A 15674-nucleotide genomic window follows, 5' to 3' on the forward strand; every position below is an offset into this window, starting at 1 on the left:
AAATGATGGCGAAAAAAGAAAAGAAACGAGGCGGTTTAAAAACTTTCTTGACCATATTTTTATCACTTTTTAGTCTTGGGCTTGTCGCCGTAATCGTCATGTTTTTTCTCGGCATTCTGCCGGCCCAAAATATTCCGATTATTTCGGACTTAGCGCAAGGAGGTCAGAAGCAAGAAAATCTTGAAAGGCTGAACGAGCAGCTGGAAAAAGAGCAAGAAGAGCTCAAGCAAAAGATTGAAGAGCAGGAAAACACAATCAATCAGCTGCAAGAACAGCTGAAAAGCAAGGATGAAGAAATACAAGAGCTGACACAGCAAATCAACTCATTGGAAAACGCAGCTCAAACCAATCCGCAAAAAAATCAACAACAAGCCGTTGATATTGCGAAAGTATATGGAGAAATGTCAAGTAAAAAAGCAGCTGCCATCATTACAGAGCTTTCTGATGATGAAGCAATCAGCATACTATCATCTTTAAAAAAAGCCGTGCTTGCTAGAATTTTAGAAAAAATGACTCCCCAAGACGCTGCCAAATATACGAAGTTGTTATCCGAGCAATCAGCAGCTCAATCTGAACAACCAGCAGCCGAATCTGTACCATCAGCAACTGAAGAGGCAGCTGCTCAATAAATAACTTACATGACATTCTGATCATATTACAGGAGGTGAACAAATGGATGCCATTAAATTGCAGTTTTTCCAATTGAACACGCGAAACATACAATCAACAAACGGAGAAGAAAAAAAGGAAGAGTCAACTTTTCAAACGTTTTTTGATCAGCTTGTGAACATGAAGCCAGCCGATCAGGTGAAAGGAAATGAACCGCAAAAATTTGAAATCGAAACAACTATCTTAGAAGAGTTGAAAAATGCGATCAAAAATTGGCTCTCTCTTGACATTTTGTACGATCAGGAAACAGACGCTCAAGACAAACAGGAGAGAGAAGACAGCAGTTTATCTTCTGTCAGCCAACCTTCTTCTGAAAAGTTGGAATTGACATTTGCGAGCAATATGGAACTGAATGTTGATCATACGGAGCAAAGTCCGGAAAAAACTGTACTTTTTCAGCAAATCACTGCTATTTTAGCTTATTTACAACGAAATGAGCCGAGCGAGTTTATTCGAATGCTCGAAGTTTTTGAAACCATTACTAGAAAGTATGGCGATCTAGGCAGCACGATGCTTCAAAATATTTTAACAGCTGTTCGGATTGGACAATATGAGAATCACAGTGCTACCATAGCTGACATATTGCCTAATGATCTAGAAACATCAGAGCCGCTTCATTTTATACAACAAATGGACACGAATAAGAAACCATTTGTGCAGCGTGAGGAAATATTGGCAAGAACACATCCTCTAATGGAGTTTGTTCAACAAGAGAGCCGTGCTGAACAAAAAAGTGTTGGAAATTTCCTAACGGGCCAAACGAAGGATACGTTTGAGTTGACTCTTACATCATACATAAACAAATTTGGCTCAGAAAATCCGGCTTCGCAAATTGATTCTGAACTGAGTATAGACGTCCAAGAGGAATTTTTTCAAAAGTTAAAAGACGTAATAAAAACAAGTCGATTTGGCCAGCTTCCCAATGGCGCACAAAAATTGACGATACGACTCACTCCGGAGCATTTAGGGACCATTACCATTCAATTAATAAAAGATGGCGACCAAATGAGCGCCAAAATTAAGACATCGACTCAATCAGCGAAAGAATTGTTAGAGCATAGTATTCAGCAGTTAAAGCATTCGCTGCCGAATGTAACATTGCAAATTGACCGCTTTGATATTTTTGACGAAGAGCATTATTTCTTTCAAGAAAAAAGAGGACGTGGCAATTCGCAGCAACATAACGGGGAAGATCAAGAAAAGCATCAAAATGAACAGCAGAACGACCAAACTTTTATGGAAAAATTAAAAGAGTATGTAAATGCCATTATATAGGAGGTTCTTATGAGCGGAATTTCCATCGACAGCTATTTGTTATCGACCTATACAGAAAACAAAGCAAGGGAAGCTAAGTCAACTCTTGGAAAAGATGATTTTTTGAAGTTATTGATTACCCAATTGCAATATCAGGATCCGCTAAATCCAATGGAAGATAAAGAGTTTATTGCCCAAATGGCGAATTTCTCAACATTGGAACAAATAACAAACATGAATAAATCGCTTGAAGCCTTTTTAAAATCGGATGCACTCATCAAATATTCGCAGCTCATCGGCAAATCGGTAGAATACTCAAAAGAAGGTGAGCAAAAGCAGAGCATTGTCAAAAGCGTGCGGATGAATGGAGATACAGTCATCATTGCGCTTGCCAACGGCGATGAAGTGGAAAGCTCAAGTATTACGAAAGTATCCGAAGCTGGAGAAAACGATTCATCTGATCAGGAAGGATAATAATATTAAAATTTTAAAGAAAGGGAGAGGTTCATATGTTGCGTTCCATGTATTCTGGTATTAGCGGAATGAAAAATTTTCAATTGAAATTGGATGTCATTGGCAACAATATCGCGAATGTCAACACGTACGGCTTCAAAAAAGGACGTGTCACTTTTAAAGAATTAGTCAACCAGCAAATTTCAGGCGCAAGCGCCGCTGTAAATGGACGAGGAGGTATAAATCCAGCACAGGTAGGATTGGGTGCGGCAATCGGAACAATCGACACTGTTCATACATCTGGACCAACTCAATCAACGGGAAGACTTCTTGATGTAGCGATCAGCGGAGACGGTTTTTTTCCTGTCGGAGTGATTACCGATTTAACGAGAGTCAACATTGATTACGCAGGGCAATTTGGAGACAATAAAATTTTGGGCGCCATTGATAGAGCAATTGATTTAGCATACACCCGCGCTGGAAACTTTTATTTGGACGCAAACGGATATTTAGTAACTGGCGAAGGGCTTTACTTAATTGGCGAAACAGGTGAAAAAATTCCTCCGACAGATCAAGGAATTCAAAAAGCAAATGCAGCGCTTCAGCAAATCACGTCTTTCAATACACCTTATAAAAATATGTATGAATCGTTGAGAGACATTTCAAAAAGAGCGAATGCATTGATGGAAGCTTATGAAGCATATAATGATGCGGTGGAAATATGGGAAAAAGCCGGACAACCAAACCCATCACCTTTATACACCTCTATGCAAAATGCACGTAATGCTTTAATTGATATATGGACAGAGTTTAATGCAGCCATTACAAACCCAACGTCAGGGTTTGGGAATATTCGAGACCAGTTTGAAACGGCAATCGGACAATTAAATAATTCTATTAATAATTTTAACACTACACCGCCATATACTGACGTCATTACAACAATCACGAATCCGATTCTGCCGATTACAGCGGGGGATTATCCGCAAAATCCGTCAACAGCTATCCCATTGGGTTCAAGTGCTGACACGAATACGCTTGATTTAATGACGAAGTTGATCGGGACAATTGAGAATTATAAAGTTGCTCTTAACAATGTTGGGCAAGCAGTCATTAAATACGAAGATATTGCCGAAAGTTTAAAAGAGGCGCAATGGACGGATTCGTTGAGCGGAGAAGCCGGTCTCATCCAAATTCCGCTTTCGGCTAAAAGCTTTAGCATCGGGCCTGATGGAAAGGTTACGTTTATTGATCGAAACGGTCAGTTAAAAGTCGCTGGACAAATCCGGCTTGCGAACTTTCCAAATCCAGAAGGATTAGAAAAAATCGGAAACAATCTTTTTAGAGAAACACCTAACTCTGGTTCTATCGACAAAAATGGCAATGGGCTGCAGCTTAACGAACTTTCCGTTCCAGGAGAGGATGGAGCAGGCTCATTGATTAATAGTTCACTAGAAATGTCCAATGTGGACTTGGCGGAAGAATTTACGGAAATGATTGTGGCACAAAGAGGTTTTCAATCAAATACGAAAATCATCACAACTTCTGACGAAATTTTGCAGGAGCTCCTTGGCTTAAAACGTTAATAGGAAGAACGGGGGAGCTTGAAACGTGATCAAATTAACAAAACTGAATGGCGAAGCTTTTTATCTGAATGTGTTGTTAATCGAACGGATTGAATCGTTTCCTGATACGACTATTACGTTAATATCCGGCAAAAAATATATAGTAAAAGATTCACAGACGGAAGTAGTAACAAAAATCAATGAGCTTTATAAACAATTTGGTTTTGGGAAAGCTTTCTATTTCGGGGGACAAGAAAATGAGTAAAAAATTTATAACTGCATTATTAATCATTATTTCAACCGTTGGAATTGCTGCACTGACTACGTTTGTCGTCATGGAATTTTTTACGAAGGATCCGGTAGAAGCGAAAAACCGTTCCATCGACGAGGTGGTGGAATCGTCATTTGATGTTCCTGAAATTACGACAAACTTAAAGAGTAAAAATATTGTAAGACTATCTTTCAAAATTGAAGCATCTGACAAAAAAGCGAGAGAAGAATTAGAAAAGAGAGAATTTCAAATAAAAGATATTATTATAACCGAACTGGCAAATATGGAAGCAAAAGATTTGGAAGGGCAAGCTGGAATGGACCGCTTTAAAGATACGATTAAAAAGAAGGTCGATGCGCTTTTACAAGAAGGAGAAGTGAAACAAGTGTACACGACTTCCTTTATCCTTCAATAGACAAAAAAGGGATAAGGAGGTGATGTTCTCATTATGTCAAATGAAATTTTATCGCAAAGTGAAATTGATGCGCTATTATCTGCATTAACGACCGGTGAAATGAATGTTGATGAATTAAAGAAAGAAGAAGAAGCAAAGAAAATAAAAGTTTACGATTTTAAACGTGCTCTTCGTTTTTCAAAAGATCAAATTCGCAGCATTACTCGAGTGCATGAAAATTTTGCAAGGCTTTTAACGACGTATTTTGCTGCGCAATTGCGGACATATGTCCAAATAACCGTCACGTCTGTAGACCAGCTGCCCTATGAAGAGTTTGTCCGTTCCATTCCGAAAATGACGGTTTTAAATGTTTTTGAACTTGGGACACTTGATGGAAGAATTATTATGGAAGTGAACCCAAATATTGCGTACGCAATGATGGATCGGTTAATGGGCGGTTTCGGGGCTTCCATGAATAAGATTGAACAATTAACAGAAATTGAAATGAAAATTATTGCATCCATTTTCGAAAAAACTTTGGAGCACTACCGTGAAGCTTGGAGTACCATTTTGGACATTGAGCCTTGCATGCAGGAATTTGAGGTAAATCCGCAATTTTTGCAAATGGTATCTCCAAATGACACAGTTGTTGTTATTTCCCTTAATACACAAGTGGGAGAAGCGAGCGGAATGATAAACCTTTGTATTCCCCATGTTGTGTTGGAACCAATTATTCCAAAGCTTTCCGTCCATTATTGGATGCAATCAGAAAGGAAAGCCCAAAACTCTGTGGAAACGGAAGTAATCAAAAACCGGATAAAGCTTGCAGAAGTTCCGGTGGTTGCGGAATTAGGGACGTCCGTTGTGACAGTTCAAGAGTTTCTTGAAATGCGAGTGGGGGATATGATCCGTCTTGATCAATCGACCAGCGACCCGTTGGTGATTAAAGTAGGTGACGTCCCTAAATTTTTTGGACAGCCTGGCAAAAAGAACAAGAAGCTGGCCGTTCAAATATTAGGCCACATAGAGAGAGGTGACGAAGCTGATGACTGATAACATGTTGTCACAAGAGGAAATCGATTCTCTATTAAAAGGGGGAAATCAAGAATCAACTGAAACTGACAATCTATTGAATGATATTGAAAAAGATACGATTGGGGAGATAGGAAATATTTCTTTTGGCAGTTCTGCTACCGCTTTATCATCCTTGCTTAATCAAAAAGTAGAAATCACTACTCCGAGCGTGTCAATTATTAATAAGCAAGAACTGGCAAAGGAGTTTCCACATCCATACGTAGCAATAGAAGTAGTTTTTACAGAAGGGCTGTCCGGCAGCAATCTGCTTGTAATTAAACAAAGCGATGCTGCTGTCATTGCTGATTTAATGATTGGCGGGGATGGTTCCAACCCGGACGAATTGGGGGAAATTCAATTAAGTGCTGTCCAGGAAGCGATGAATCAAATGATGGGATCTGCTTCCACATCAATGTCAACCGTTTTAAATAAAAAAATAGATATTTCACCGCCTCGCCTCGAATTATTGAATGTTAAAGAAGGGGAAGGAACCGATGCTATTCCTGATGATGAACTGCTTGTGAAGGTATCCTTCCGATTAACTGTCGGCAATTTAATTGATTCGAATATTATGCAGCTCTTACCCCTTGATTTTGCTAAACAGCTCGTTGTTGAATTAATGAATAAAGCGAGTAAAGAGGCATCAAATAACGTGCAAACAGAACCTGAAGAAGCGCGAGAAAATCAACAGCTGCATATAGAAAAAAGCGAGAAGGAAAAAGCTCAGCCTGTTGAAGTTAAACCTGTTGAATTTGCGACATTTGATGAACAAACGAATCAATCTGTAGACACGCACAATTTGGAGCTGCTGCTCGACATTCCTTTAAATGTAACGGTTGAGCTTGGAAGAACAAAAAGATCCATCAAACAAATTTTGGAATTGTCTAAAGGATCCATTATCGAGCTTGATAAGCTGGCCGGGGAGCCAGTCGACATATTCATAAACAGCAAAAAGGTAGCAAAAGGTGAAGTAGTTGTCATCGACGAAAATTTCGGTGTTCGCGTAACGGATATCATGAGTCAAGCAGATCGGATAATGAATCTAAAATAGTTGATAGGAGTGAGGAGCAAAATGTCAAAAAGGATTTTAGTCGTTGATGATGCAGCATTTATGAGAATGATGATCAAAGATATATTGACAAAAAATGGATATGAAGTAGTAGGAGAGGCTGCAGATGGTGCGCAGGCAGTCGAAAAATTTAAAGAATTGCAGCCTGATTTAGTCACGATGGATATTACAATGCCTGAAATGGATGGCATCACTGCTTTAAAGGAAATCCGCAAAATTAATCCAAATGCAAAAGTTGTCATGTGTTCAGCGATGGGACAGCAGGCAATGGTAATCGATGCTATTCAAGCTGGTGCCAAAGATTTTATTGTGAAACCTTTTCAGGCCGATCGTGTACTGGAAGCTATTCAAAAGACATTGGGATAAGGAGCATTTGCATTGAAACGACGTATTACATATTTGTGCTGTTTATGGCTGTTGTTTTTTTATGTTCCAATAAACGCCGATTTCGTGCATGCAGCCGTGAAAAATCCCACCGTTGAGGAATATTTAAAACAGCAGACATCCGATCAACAGGATGAAAAAAAAGAAGAGAAAGCGACGAACGAATTGGTTGAAGATGGTGGCAACAGCACCTCCTTATCAGTATTCGATGTTTTGAAAATGATTTTTACACTTATTCTTGTTTTAGGTCTCTTAATCTTTTTATTAAAATTTTTAAACAAAAAAATGAAGCTTCCGCAAGAAACTAAATACTTACAAAATCTCGGCGGCATTTCCTTAGGACAAAACAAGTCCATCCAGCTGGTGAAGGTGGGGAATCGCATTCTAATCGTTGGCGTCGGGGATACGATTGAACTATTACAAGAAATTAATGATGAAGAGGAATATAAGAAAATTATCGACATGCAGAAAGAGCCCGGCAACAATGCTTTTGAACAAAATATGATGCGCTTCATTCTAAATAATCATAAACAAAAGGGTAGCGAGAAGACCTCCTTCAAAAAAGAACTGGAATCACTATTAAAAGAAAGACGTGAACAGATGCAGCGTCTTCGGCAGAAAGGATCAAAAAAATGAGTGAGTTTTTTAGCTATTTTAATCAAAATGATCCGGAAAATGTTGCGACGACTGTGAAGCTTTTGCTTCTGCTCACCGTTTTGTCAATTGCACCAGGGATATTGATTTTAATGACTTGCTTTACGCGCATCGTCATCGTGTTATCGTTTGTGCGAACTTCGCTTGCTACCCAGCAAATGCCGCCCAACCAAGTGCTCATCGGCCTTGCACTTTTTTTAACCTTTTTTATAATGGGACCGACTTTTCAAGAAATACATGAAAAAGCTTTGAATCCTTTGTTCAACAATGAAATAACCATTGAGGAAGCGTATGAACAGGCGGAAAAGCCGATAAAGGAATTTATGAGCAAACATACGAGACAAAAAGATTTAGCTTTGTTTTTAAATTACGCCAATATTGAAAATCCTGAGACGATTGACGATATTCCGCTCGTGGCTTTAGTGCCTGCATTTGCCATCAGCGAATTAAAAACAGCGTTTCAAATAGGTTTTATGATCTTTATTCCTTTTTTAATCATTGACATGGTTGTATCAAGTGTCCTCATGTCAATGGGAATGATGATGCTTCCTCCTGTCATGATATCATTGCCTTTTAAAATATTGCTGTTTGTGCTCGTGGACGGCTGGTACTTAGTTGTCAAATCATTGCTGCAAAGTTTTTAAAATAAGTAGGTGAGCCAATGAGTACCGAAATGATCCTTTCCATAGCAGAAAAAGCGGTTTATACAACTTTAATGATCAGTGGGCCACTTCTTTTAATATCGCTTGTTGTCGGCTTAATTGTCAGCATCTTTCAAGCAACGACACAAATACAGGAACAGACATTGGCGTTCATACCAAAAATTGTGGCTGTTTTGGTCGGATTGATTATTTTTGGCCCATGGATGCTATCTGTCATTTTGTCGTATACACATAATATTTTCAGCAATCTCAATCAATTTGTTGGATGAGTTGAATGATGATGCTGGAGTATTATCCGCTTTTTTTGCTTGTGTTTACAAGAATAACAGCTTTTATTGCAACACTTCCATTATTTTCATATCGGAATATTCCGATGCGGTTTAAAATTGGCATGTCTTTTTTCCTTTCCCTTATCATCGTCATGACGATCGATGAGGGAAAGGTTGACTTAGATGCGAATTTCTACCCGCTGATAATAAAAGAAGTTTTAATCGGACTATTCATTGGTCTGATCGCATATATCATCATGTCAGCTGTCCACATTGCAGGAAGCTTAATCGATTTTCAAATGGGGTTTATCATCGCGAATATTATTGATCCGCAGACAGGAGTTCAAACGCCGTTAATTGGACAATTTCTTTATTCTTTTGCCCTATTGCTCATGCTGAGCCTAAACGGGCACCATATGCTGATTAACGGGATTGTATACAGTTTTCAAGTAATCCCTCCGGATCAATATTTTATTCCGATTTCTGATGGAGCTGTTGCCGAACAAGTTTTGAAGGCGTTCAGCAAAATGTTTCTCGTAGCATTTCAAATGGCGCTTCCGATAGTCGCTTCGCTCTTTTTAGTTGACCTTGCTCTAGGGATTGTTGCCCGGACAGTTCCGCAAATGAATGTATTTGTCATTGGGTTTGCCATTAAAATTGGCGTCAGCTTTCTGATGATGGTGCTCGTTTTAGGCATTATATTTATGCTGATTCAGGGGCTTTTCCAATACATGTTCGATGTGATGAGAACCTTAATGAATTTATTAGGTGATGGCGCATGAATTATTTACCGTTAGATTTGCAATATTTTGCCGGAGAAAAAACGGAAAAAGCGACTCCGAGAAAGCGGCAGGATGTCAGGAAAAAAGGGCAGGTTGCCAAGAGTCCCGATTTGAACACAGCCATCACCATGTTTTTAGTTTTTCTGTCATTGCTGTTTTTCGGGAAAACGGTGATTGATAATATTTTAAACATGTTCCATTCTACTTTTGAAGATTATTTGTTGACGGATATCACAGAAGAAAATGTGCATTCAATCTTTAATAAATATGTATTGGAAGGCGCTCAAATTACCGCTCCATTCATGATAGCAGCCTTCGTTGCTGGAGTTTTCAGTAATTATATTCAAGTTGGATTTCTTTTTACAACTGAACCGTTGAAAATGAAATTAAATAAACTGAATCCGATTGAAGGATTTAAACGCATATATTCCATTCGGGCAATTGTCGAGCTTTTGAAATCGATCTTAAAAGTTTTCTTTATCGGCGGGGTAACCTTTGCGTATATTTATTTCAATTGGCAGGAGATTTTGCGGCTTCCGCAAATGCCGCTTGAACGAGCTTTTGCTTCAATTTCAAAGCTGGCGGTGCAGATAGGACTATATGCTTCAGGTGCGCTTTTGTTCATCGCATTGCTAGATTACTTGTATCAAAGATGGGATTTCGAAAAAAACATTCGCATGTCTAAGCAGGAAGTAAAAGATGAGTACAAAAAAATGGAAGGCGACCCGTTAATTAGATCGAGAATTAAACAGAAACAAAGGGAAATGGCGATGAGAAGGATGATGCAGGAAATTCCGAAAGCTGATGTCGTCATTACGAACCCTACTCATTATGCAGTTGCCTTAAAGTATGATGAAAAGGAACACGATGCACCTGTCGTAGTTGCAAAAGGAACAGATTTTGTCGCGCAAAAGATCAAGCAAATTGCCAAAGCCCATGAAATCATAACAGTCGAAAACAGGCAGCTCGCTCGTTCCTTGTATGACCAAGTGGAAATTGGCGAGATGATTCCTGAACAATTTTTTAAGGCTGTGGCTGAAATTTTAGCTTATGTTTATCGTCAAAAACAAAAAGTGTAACAATTTTGCTAGGAGGAAGTATCATGTCAGCAAGAGATTTATCGGTTATAGTAGCTGTCATTTTAATTGTTGCCATGCTTATCATCCCGCTGCCTTCATGGCTGCTGAGCATATTGATTATCATTAATATATCTCTTGCCTTGCTCGTCCTCCTTACATCCATGAACATTGAAAAGCCTTTACAATTTTCAATCTTTCCTTCTCTTTTGCTTTTGTTAACGTTATATCGACTCGGCTTAAACGTTTCCACAACGCGTTCGATTTTAGCTAATGGAGAAGCGGGAACAGTCGTGGAAACGTTTGGAACTTTTGTTGTCGGTGGAAATATCCTTGTTGGTTTTGTCGTATTTATCATTTTAGTTATTATTCAATTTGTTGTCATTACAAAAGGATCTGAACGGGTAGCAGAAGTGGCAGCCCGCTTTACGCTTGATGCCATGCCCGGTAAGCAGATGAGTATTGATGCAGACTTGAATGCGGGAATCATCTCGGAAGACGAGGCAAAAAAACGGAGAGAAACGATTGCAAGAGAAGCAGATTTTTATGGCGCAATGGACGGAGCAAGCAAATTTGTAAAAGGAGATGCGATTGCTGGTGTCATAATTGTGCTGATCAATATTATTTTCGGAATTATCATCGGCATGATCCAGCAGGGGCTTTCTTTTCAAGAAGCTGTTTCAAAATTCACGCTTCTTACAGTTGGAGATGGATTAGTCAGCCAAATTCCAGCTTTATTAATCTCAACGGCAACAGGGATTGTTGTCACGAGAGCTGCTTCTGACGGAAATTTAGGACAAGACATTACGAACCAGCTTTTAGCATTTCCAAAGCTGCTGTATGTTACCGCAGGAATCATCTTTATTTTAGGTATTGTTACTCCGATTGGTCCGATCGTAACAACTCCGATCGCTCTCATGTTTGCTTTCTTAGCATTTGCGATGAATCGTACGAAGAAACAAATTGAAAAAGACGAAGAGATTGTTGAAGAAGAAGTGGAAATGAACGAAGCGAAAAGTCCGGAGCAAGTGATGAATCTGTTATCGATGGATCCAATTGAATTTGAATTCGGATATGGTTTAATTCCTCTTGCTGATAGCGGACAAGGGGGAGACCTGTTGGATCGGATCGTAATGATCAGAAGGCAGCTTGCCGTAGAATTGGGCCTTGTCATTCCTGTCGTCCGAATACGGGATAATATCCAATTAAAGCCGAATGAATACAGATTAAAAATTAAAGGAAACGAAGCGGCGAAAGGTGAAATTATGCTCGATCATTATTTGGCGATGGCGCCAGGAATGGATAATGATTCGATTGAAGGGATTGACACAATTGAGCCTTCGTTTGGACTTCCTGCAAAATGGATCAGCGAACATTTAAAAGAACAAGCTGAATTGGCAGGATATACGGTCGTCGATCCTCCTAGCGTTGTTTCTACTCACATTACGGAAACGATCCGGAGGCATGCTCATGAACTGCTTGGACGACACGAAACAAAACAGCTTGTCGATCATTTAAAAGAAACATACCCGATATTAGTGGAAGAAGTTACGCCGAATCCACTTTCTATTGGAGATATTCAAAAGGTTTTGGCGAAACTGCTTAAAGAAAAAATTTCTATTCGAAATTTGCCGGTTATTTTTGAAACATTAGCTGACTATGCCAAATTTACAACAGATCCGGAAATTTTAGCTGAATATGTAAGACAGTCGCTGGCAAAACAAATTACAAGCCAGTATGCAAAAGAAGGGGAGACATTGAAAGTCATTACTCTCTCCGCTCAAGTAGAAAAAGCCATTGCCGATGGCGTGCAGCAAACGGAACGAGGAACCTTTTTGTCATTGGAGCCGCATGTATCACAAAGGATTGTCGAAGCCATTGCAAAAAATGTGGAACAGCTGGCAATGGAAGAGCAAACGCCAATCTTGCTCTGCTCGCCTTCTGTCAGAATGTATGCACGGCAGCTGATCGAGCGATATTTGCCTGATGTACCCGTATTGTCATACAACGAACTTGAATCAAACATTGAAGTACAAAGTGTCGGAGTGGTGAATATTTAATGAAGATTAAAAAATTCAAAGCCCATACTATGCAAGAGGCGATGAAGACGATTCGCAGCCAACTCGGTCAAAATGCTGTCATCCTCAATTCGAAAGTCGTCTATACTGGTGGATTTCTAGGAATGTTTAAGAAAAAAATGATTGAAGTGGTGGCGGGCATTGACGAAGAAGATGAAATGATCAGCGGGTCCCAAAAAGAAAAAATAGAACATCAAACGGACCAACAATTAGAGATGGCTCCTGTACTGAATGAAATAAAAAAACTGAAGGATCTAGTTCAATCCATGTCCGTAAACAGTACTGTTATTCATCCTGACCTAAAAGAGATCGAACAAAAAATCGATTCGTTAGGTTTGCTGCAGCCGATTAAACAGGATGTGATCGCATCTATACTGGAAACGTATTTGATTCATCAAAAAAAGCTGACAAACGAACAGCTGGAATTTCAATTGAAGAAAGAGTTAAAAAAGAGAATTTCGGACATTCCTTTTCACGGCATTACTTTTTCAAAAAAATTTGTGAATGTTGTAGGACCAACCGGTGTTGGAAAAACGACGACATTGGCAAAGCTTGCCGCAATCTGCAAAATAAATTACAAGAAAAAAATCGGATTTCTTACGACGGACACTTATCGAATTGCTGCGATCGATCAATTAAAAACATATGCCGAAATTTTAAATGCCCCGCTTGAAGTTTGTTATAACTCATTTGATTTTCAGGAAGGGAAAAAGAAGCTGAATGACTGCGACATCGTTTTTATTGACACAGCGGGCCGGAACTTCCTTGAACAGCAATATGTGCAAGATTTAAGCGAAACCATTGACTTTCAGGATGAAATGGAAACATTTTTAGTATTTTCTTTAACTTCAAAATTTGAAGATATGGAAAAAGTTTATAACCAATTTTCTCATTTGCCGATTCATCAATTTATTTTTACTAAACATGACGAAACCTCCTCTTATGGAGCTATGTATAACATCGTCTACAAAACAAAGATTGGTGCCGGATATATGACTGACGGTCAAGATGTTCCAGACGACATTCATAAGCTGGATCATGAAACTTTTATTCAATATTTAATGGGGTAGCAGGATATGGATCAAGCAGAACAACTCAGAAAGATTATTCAACAAAACAAATATGCGGTGATAAAAGACTCTCCGCCTAACCGTCATGCAAAAACAGTGGCTGTGATTAGCGGAAAAGGGGGAGTCGGCAAATCGAATTTCGTTTTAAATTTCGCTTTAAACTTGATCAAAAAACGAAACGACCGTGTGCTGCTGGTAGATTGCGATATTGGGATGGCAAACATCGATCTTTTGCTGGGACAGCAGTATCAAGAAAGATCAATTGTCGATTTGCTGAAAAACCGCATTGGAATTGAACAAATTATCAAAAAAGGTCCTTTAAATTTGCAGTATTTGTCAGGAGGAATGAGCCTTTCCAATATTGTCACAATCGATGAAGCAGAGTTTCAATTTTTTCTTTACGAGCTTGAAAGAATAATAGAGAAATACGACACCATCTTATTTGATATGGGGGCAGGAATTTCGAAAGACAGCTTGAAATTTTTGCTTGCAGTGGACGAAATTATCGTCATTACGACGCCTGAACCGACATCGATTATGGACGCCTACAGTGCGATAAAGCTCATTCACCAGTTCGATCAAGAAAAGGTGATGAAAGTAGTTGTCAATCGATTCAAGAAAAACATTGAAGCGAAAGAAACATGGGAAAAAATTAGAACCACTGCAGAGCGTTTTTTACATAAAACAATTGATTTGCTCGGCAGTTTGCCGGAGGATGATCATGTACAGAAATCAGTCATGGAACAAATTCCGTTTATTTTGCGTTTTCCGAATGCTCCTATATCGAAAGCACTAGAAAATATAACAGAGATGTACTTAAATGGTAAAATAAAAAGAAAAGGATTTATTCATTCTCTTAGATCTTTGTTTTCAAGTAGGTGATGTTTTTGAGTCGTGTAAAGGTTTTGGTTATTGATGATTCGGCATTTATGAGAAAGTTGATTTCCGATTTGCTTTTAGAGAGTCCTTCCATCGATGTGATTGGTACAGCTAAAAATGGAAAAGAAGGAATTGAAAAGATCGCAGAGCTTGATCCTGATGTTGTGACGTTAGATATTGAAATGCCGGTTTTAAACGGGCTTGATACTTTGCAGATTATCATGGACAAGTTTCCAAGGCCAGTCATTATGCTTTCAAGTTCGACGAAAGAAGGAGCCGAAAACACGATAAAATCTTTAGCTTTCGGGGCGTTTGATTTTATCCCGAAACCTTCCGGCTCCATATCTCTTGACATATTTAAAGTGAAAGAAGAATTAATTGCAAAAGTTCTAGCAGCAAAACGGGCAAAAGAAAAAGTTCAGATGTTAAAAAAAGAGATCGACACGTTTCCTCGAAAGGAGATGATGAAAGAAAAGAGCCATCGACAGCGAAAAAAATCTTTAATTGCCATTGGAACTTCTACCGGAGGACCGAGCACCCTTCAAAAAATCGTTCCATGCTTCCCGAAAAACCTGAATTCGCCGATTTTCATCGTACAGCATATGCCGCCAGGATTTACAAAATCGTTGGCTGAACGATTAAATGAAATGTCAAACATCGAAGTAAAAGAAGGCGAGCATCAAGAAATCGTCAGAAATGGGGTAGCATACATAGCGCCTGGAGGCAGCCATATGAAAGTAATAGAAAAACAAGGGAATTTATTCATTGAACTGGATCAATCGGAAAAAAAGAGAGGGCACAGACCTTCAGTAGATGTACTGTTTGAATCTTTATCGAATTTAAAATATTATCAAACGATTGCTTGTATTTTAACGGGAATGGGTTCTGACGGGACAAAAGGATTAAAAGCATTAAAAGAAAGGACAGATGCGACAGGGATCGCACAGTCCGAAAAAACCTCCATTATATTTGGGATGCCAAAATCCGCCATCCAAGCGAATGTGGTTGATTACGTGGAAGATTTAATGGAAATTCCGTATTTAATTCAAAAGCTGATCTAAATCCAAGGAG

At 39.0% G+C, this 15674-nt stretch carries 18 protein-coding genes; all 18 read left to right on the forward strand.

All coding sequences use genetic code 11. From position 1 onward, the window contains the following. Positions 1–5: 5 nt before the first annotated feature. Genes NSQ61_RS04770 through NSQ61_RS04855 form a run of 18 tightly spaced genes read left to right on the forward strand, consistent with a single transcriptional unit; the run spans position 6 to position 15664 of the window. Positions 6–629, forward strand: coding sequence for a MotE family protein (locus tag NSQ61_RS04770; RefSeq protein WP_327847722.1), 624 nt, complete (start codon positions 6–8; stop codon positions 627–629). Positions 630–672: 43 nt separating this feature from the next. After that, positions 673–1944: a flagellar hook-length control protein FliK gene (locus NSQ61_RS04775; RefSeq protein ID WP_311066229.1), complete on the forward strand. Its 1272-nt coding sequence runs from the start codon at positions 673–675 to the stop codon at positions 1942–1944. A gap of 9 nt (positions 1945–1953) precedes the next feature. Continuing rightward, on the forward strand, positions 1954–2397 hold the full coding sequence (gene flgD, locus NSQ61_RS04780; protein WP_063386668.1) for a flagellar hook assembly protein FlgD: 444 nt from the start codon (positions 1954–1956) through the stop codon (positions 2395–2397). Between the two features lie 35 nt (positions 2398–2432). Then, complete coding sequence (locus NSQ61_RS04785; protein ID WP_063386669.1) at positions 2433–3962, forward strand: flagellar hook protein FlgE; 1530 nt, start codon at positions 2433–2435, stop codon at positions 3960–3962. A gap of 25 nt (positions 3963–3987) precedes the next feature. Next, complete coding sequence (locus NSQ61_RS04790) at positions 3988–4206, forward strand: flagellar FlbD family protein (protein WP_063386670.1); 219 nt, start codon at positions 3988–3990, stop codon at positions 4204–4206. After that, positions 4199–4627, forward strand: a complete 429-nt coding sequence (gene fliL / locus NSQ61_RS04795; protein WP_063386671.1) for a flagellar basal body-associated protein FliL — start codon at positions 4199–4201, stop codon at positions 4625–4627. The genes NSQ61_RS04790 and fliL overlap by 8 nt, the downstream gene beginning before the upstream one ends. A 33-nt stretch (positions 4628–4660) precedes the next feature. Next, a complete protein-coding gene (gene fliM / locus NSQ61_RS04800; RefSeq protein WP_063386672.1) occupies positions 4661–5659 on the forward strand; it encodes a flagellar motor switch protein FliM in 999 nt (332 codons plus the stop codon). After that, the gene (gene fliY / locus NSQ61_RS04805; protein ID WP_063386673.1) at positions 5652–6731 is read left to right on the forward strand and encodes a flagellar motor switch phosphatase FliY; all 1080 of its coding nucleotides are present in this window, start codon (positions 5652–5654) and stop codon (positions 6729–6731) included. The genes fliM and fliY overlap by 8 nt, the downstream gene beginning before the upstream one ends. 21 nt (positions 6732–6752) lie before the next feature. Then, a complete protein-coding gene (locus NSQ61_RS04810) occupies positions 6753–7115 on the forward strand; it encodes a response regulator (RefSeq protein WP_063386674.1) in 363 nt (120 codons plus the stop codon). 12 nt (positions 7116–7127) lie between these two features. After that, positions 7128–7769, forward strand: a complete 642-nt coding sequence (locus NSQ61_RS04815) for a flagellar biosynthetic protein FliO (protein WP_066246493.1) — start codon at positions 7128–7130, stop codon at positions 7767–7769. Next, positions 7766–8431, forward strand: a complete 666-nt coding sequence (gene fliP, locus NSQ61_RS04820) for a flagellar type III secretion system pore protein FliP (RefSeq protein WP_063386676.1) — start codon at positions 7766–7768, stop codon at positions 8429–8431. Before NSQ61_RS04815 ends, fliP begins: the two co-directional genes overlap by 4 nt. Positions 8432–8448: 17 nt before the next feature. Further along, positions 8449–8718 carry a flagellar biosynthesis protein FliQ gene (gene fliQ / locus NSQ61_RS04825; protein ID WP_063386677.1) on the forward strand — a complete coding sequence of 90 codons (270 nt, stop codon included), beginning with the start codon at positions 8449–8451 and terminating at the stop codon, positions 8716–8718. 5 nt (positions 8719–8723) lie between these two features. Continuing rightward, positions 8724–9500 (forward strand): flagellar biosynthetic protein FliR, encoded by a 777-nt coding sequence (gene fliR / locus NSQ61_RS04830; RefSeq protein ID WP_066246491.1) that lies wholly within the window; start codon positions 8724–8726, stop codon positions 9498–9500. Next, positions 9497–10579, forward strand: a complete 1083-nt coding sequence (gene flhB / locus NSQ61_RS04835; protein WP_063386679.1) for a flagellar biosynthesis protein FlhB — start codon at positions 9497–9499, stop codon at positions 10577–10579. Before fliR ends, flhB begins: the two co-directional genes overlap by 4 nt. Positions 10580–10602: 23 nt before the next feature. Then, complete coding sequence (gene flhA / locus NSQ61_RS04840) at positions 10603–12636, forward strand: flagellar biosynthesis protein FlhA (protein ID WP_066246489.1); 2034 nt, start codon at positions 10603–10605, stop codon at positions 12634–12636. Next, positions 12636–13724, forward strand: a complete 1089-nt coding sequence (gene flhF, locus NSQ61_RS04845; protein ID WP_066246487.1) for a flagellar biosynthesis protein FlhF — start codon at positions 12636–12638, stop codon at positions 13722–13724. Before flhA ends, flhF begins: the two co-directional genes overlap by 1 nt. A 6-nt stretch (positions 13725–13730) precedes the next feature. Then, positions 13731–14606: a MinD/ParA family protein gene (locus NSQ61_RS04850; protein WP_066246485.1), complete on the forward strand. Its 876-nt coding sequence runs from the start codon at positions 13731–13733 to the stop codon at positions 14604–14606. Between the two features lie 5 nt (positions 14607–14611). Beyond that, complete coding sequence (locus NSQ61_RS04855) at positions 14612–15664, forward strand: protein-glutamate methylesterase/protein-glutamine glutaminase (RefSeq protein WP_063386683.1); 1053 nt, start codon at positions 14612–14614, stop codon at positions 15662–15664. Positions 15665–15674 lie beyond the last annotated feature (10 nt).

It is taken from the genome of Aeribacillus sp. FSL K6-1121 (assembly GCF_038003725.1).
In the GTDB taxonomy this organism is placed as follows: domain Bacteria; phylum Bacillota; class Bacilli; order Bacillales; family Aeribacillaceae; genus Aeribacillus; species Aeribacillus composti.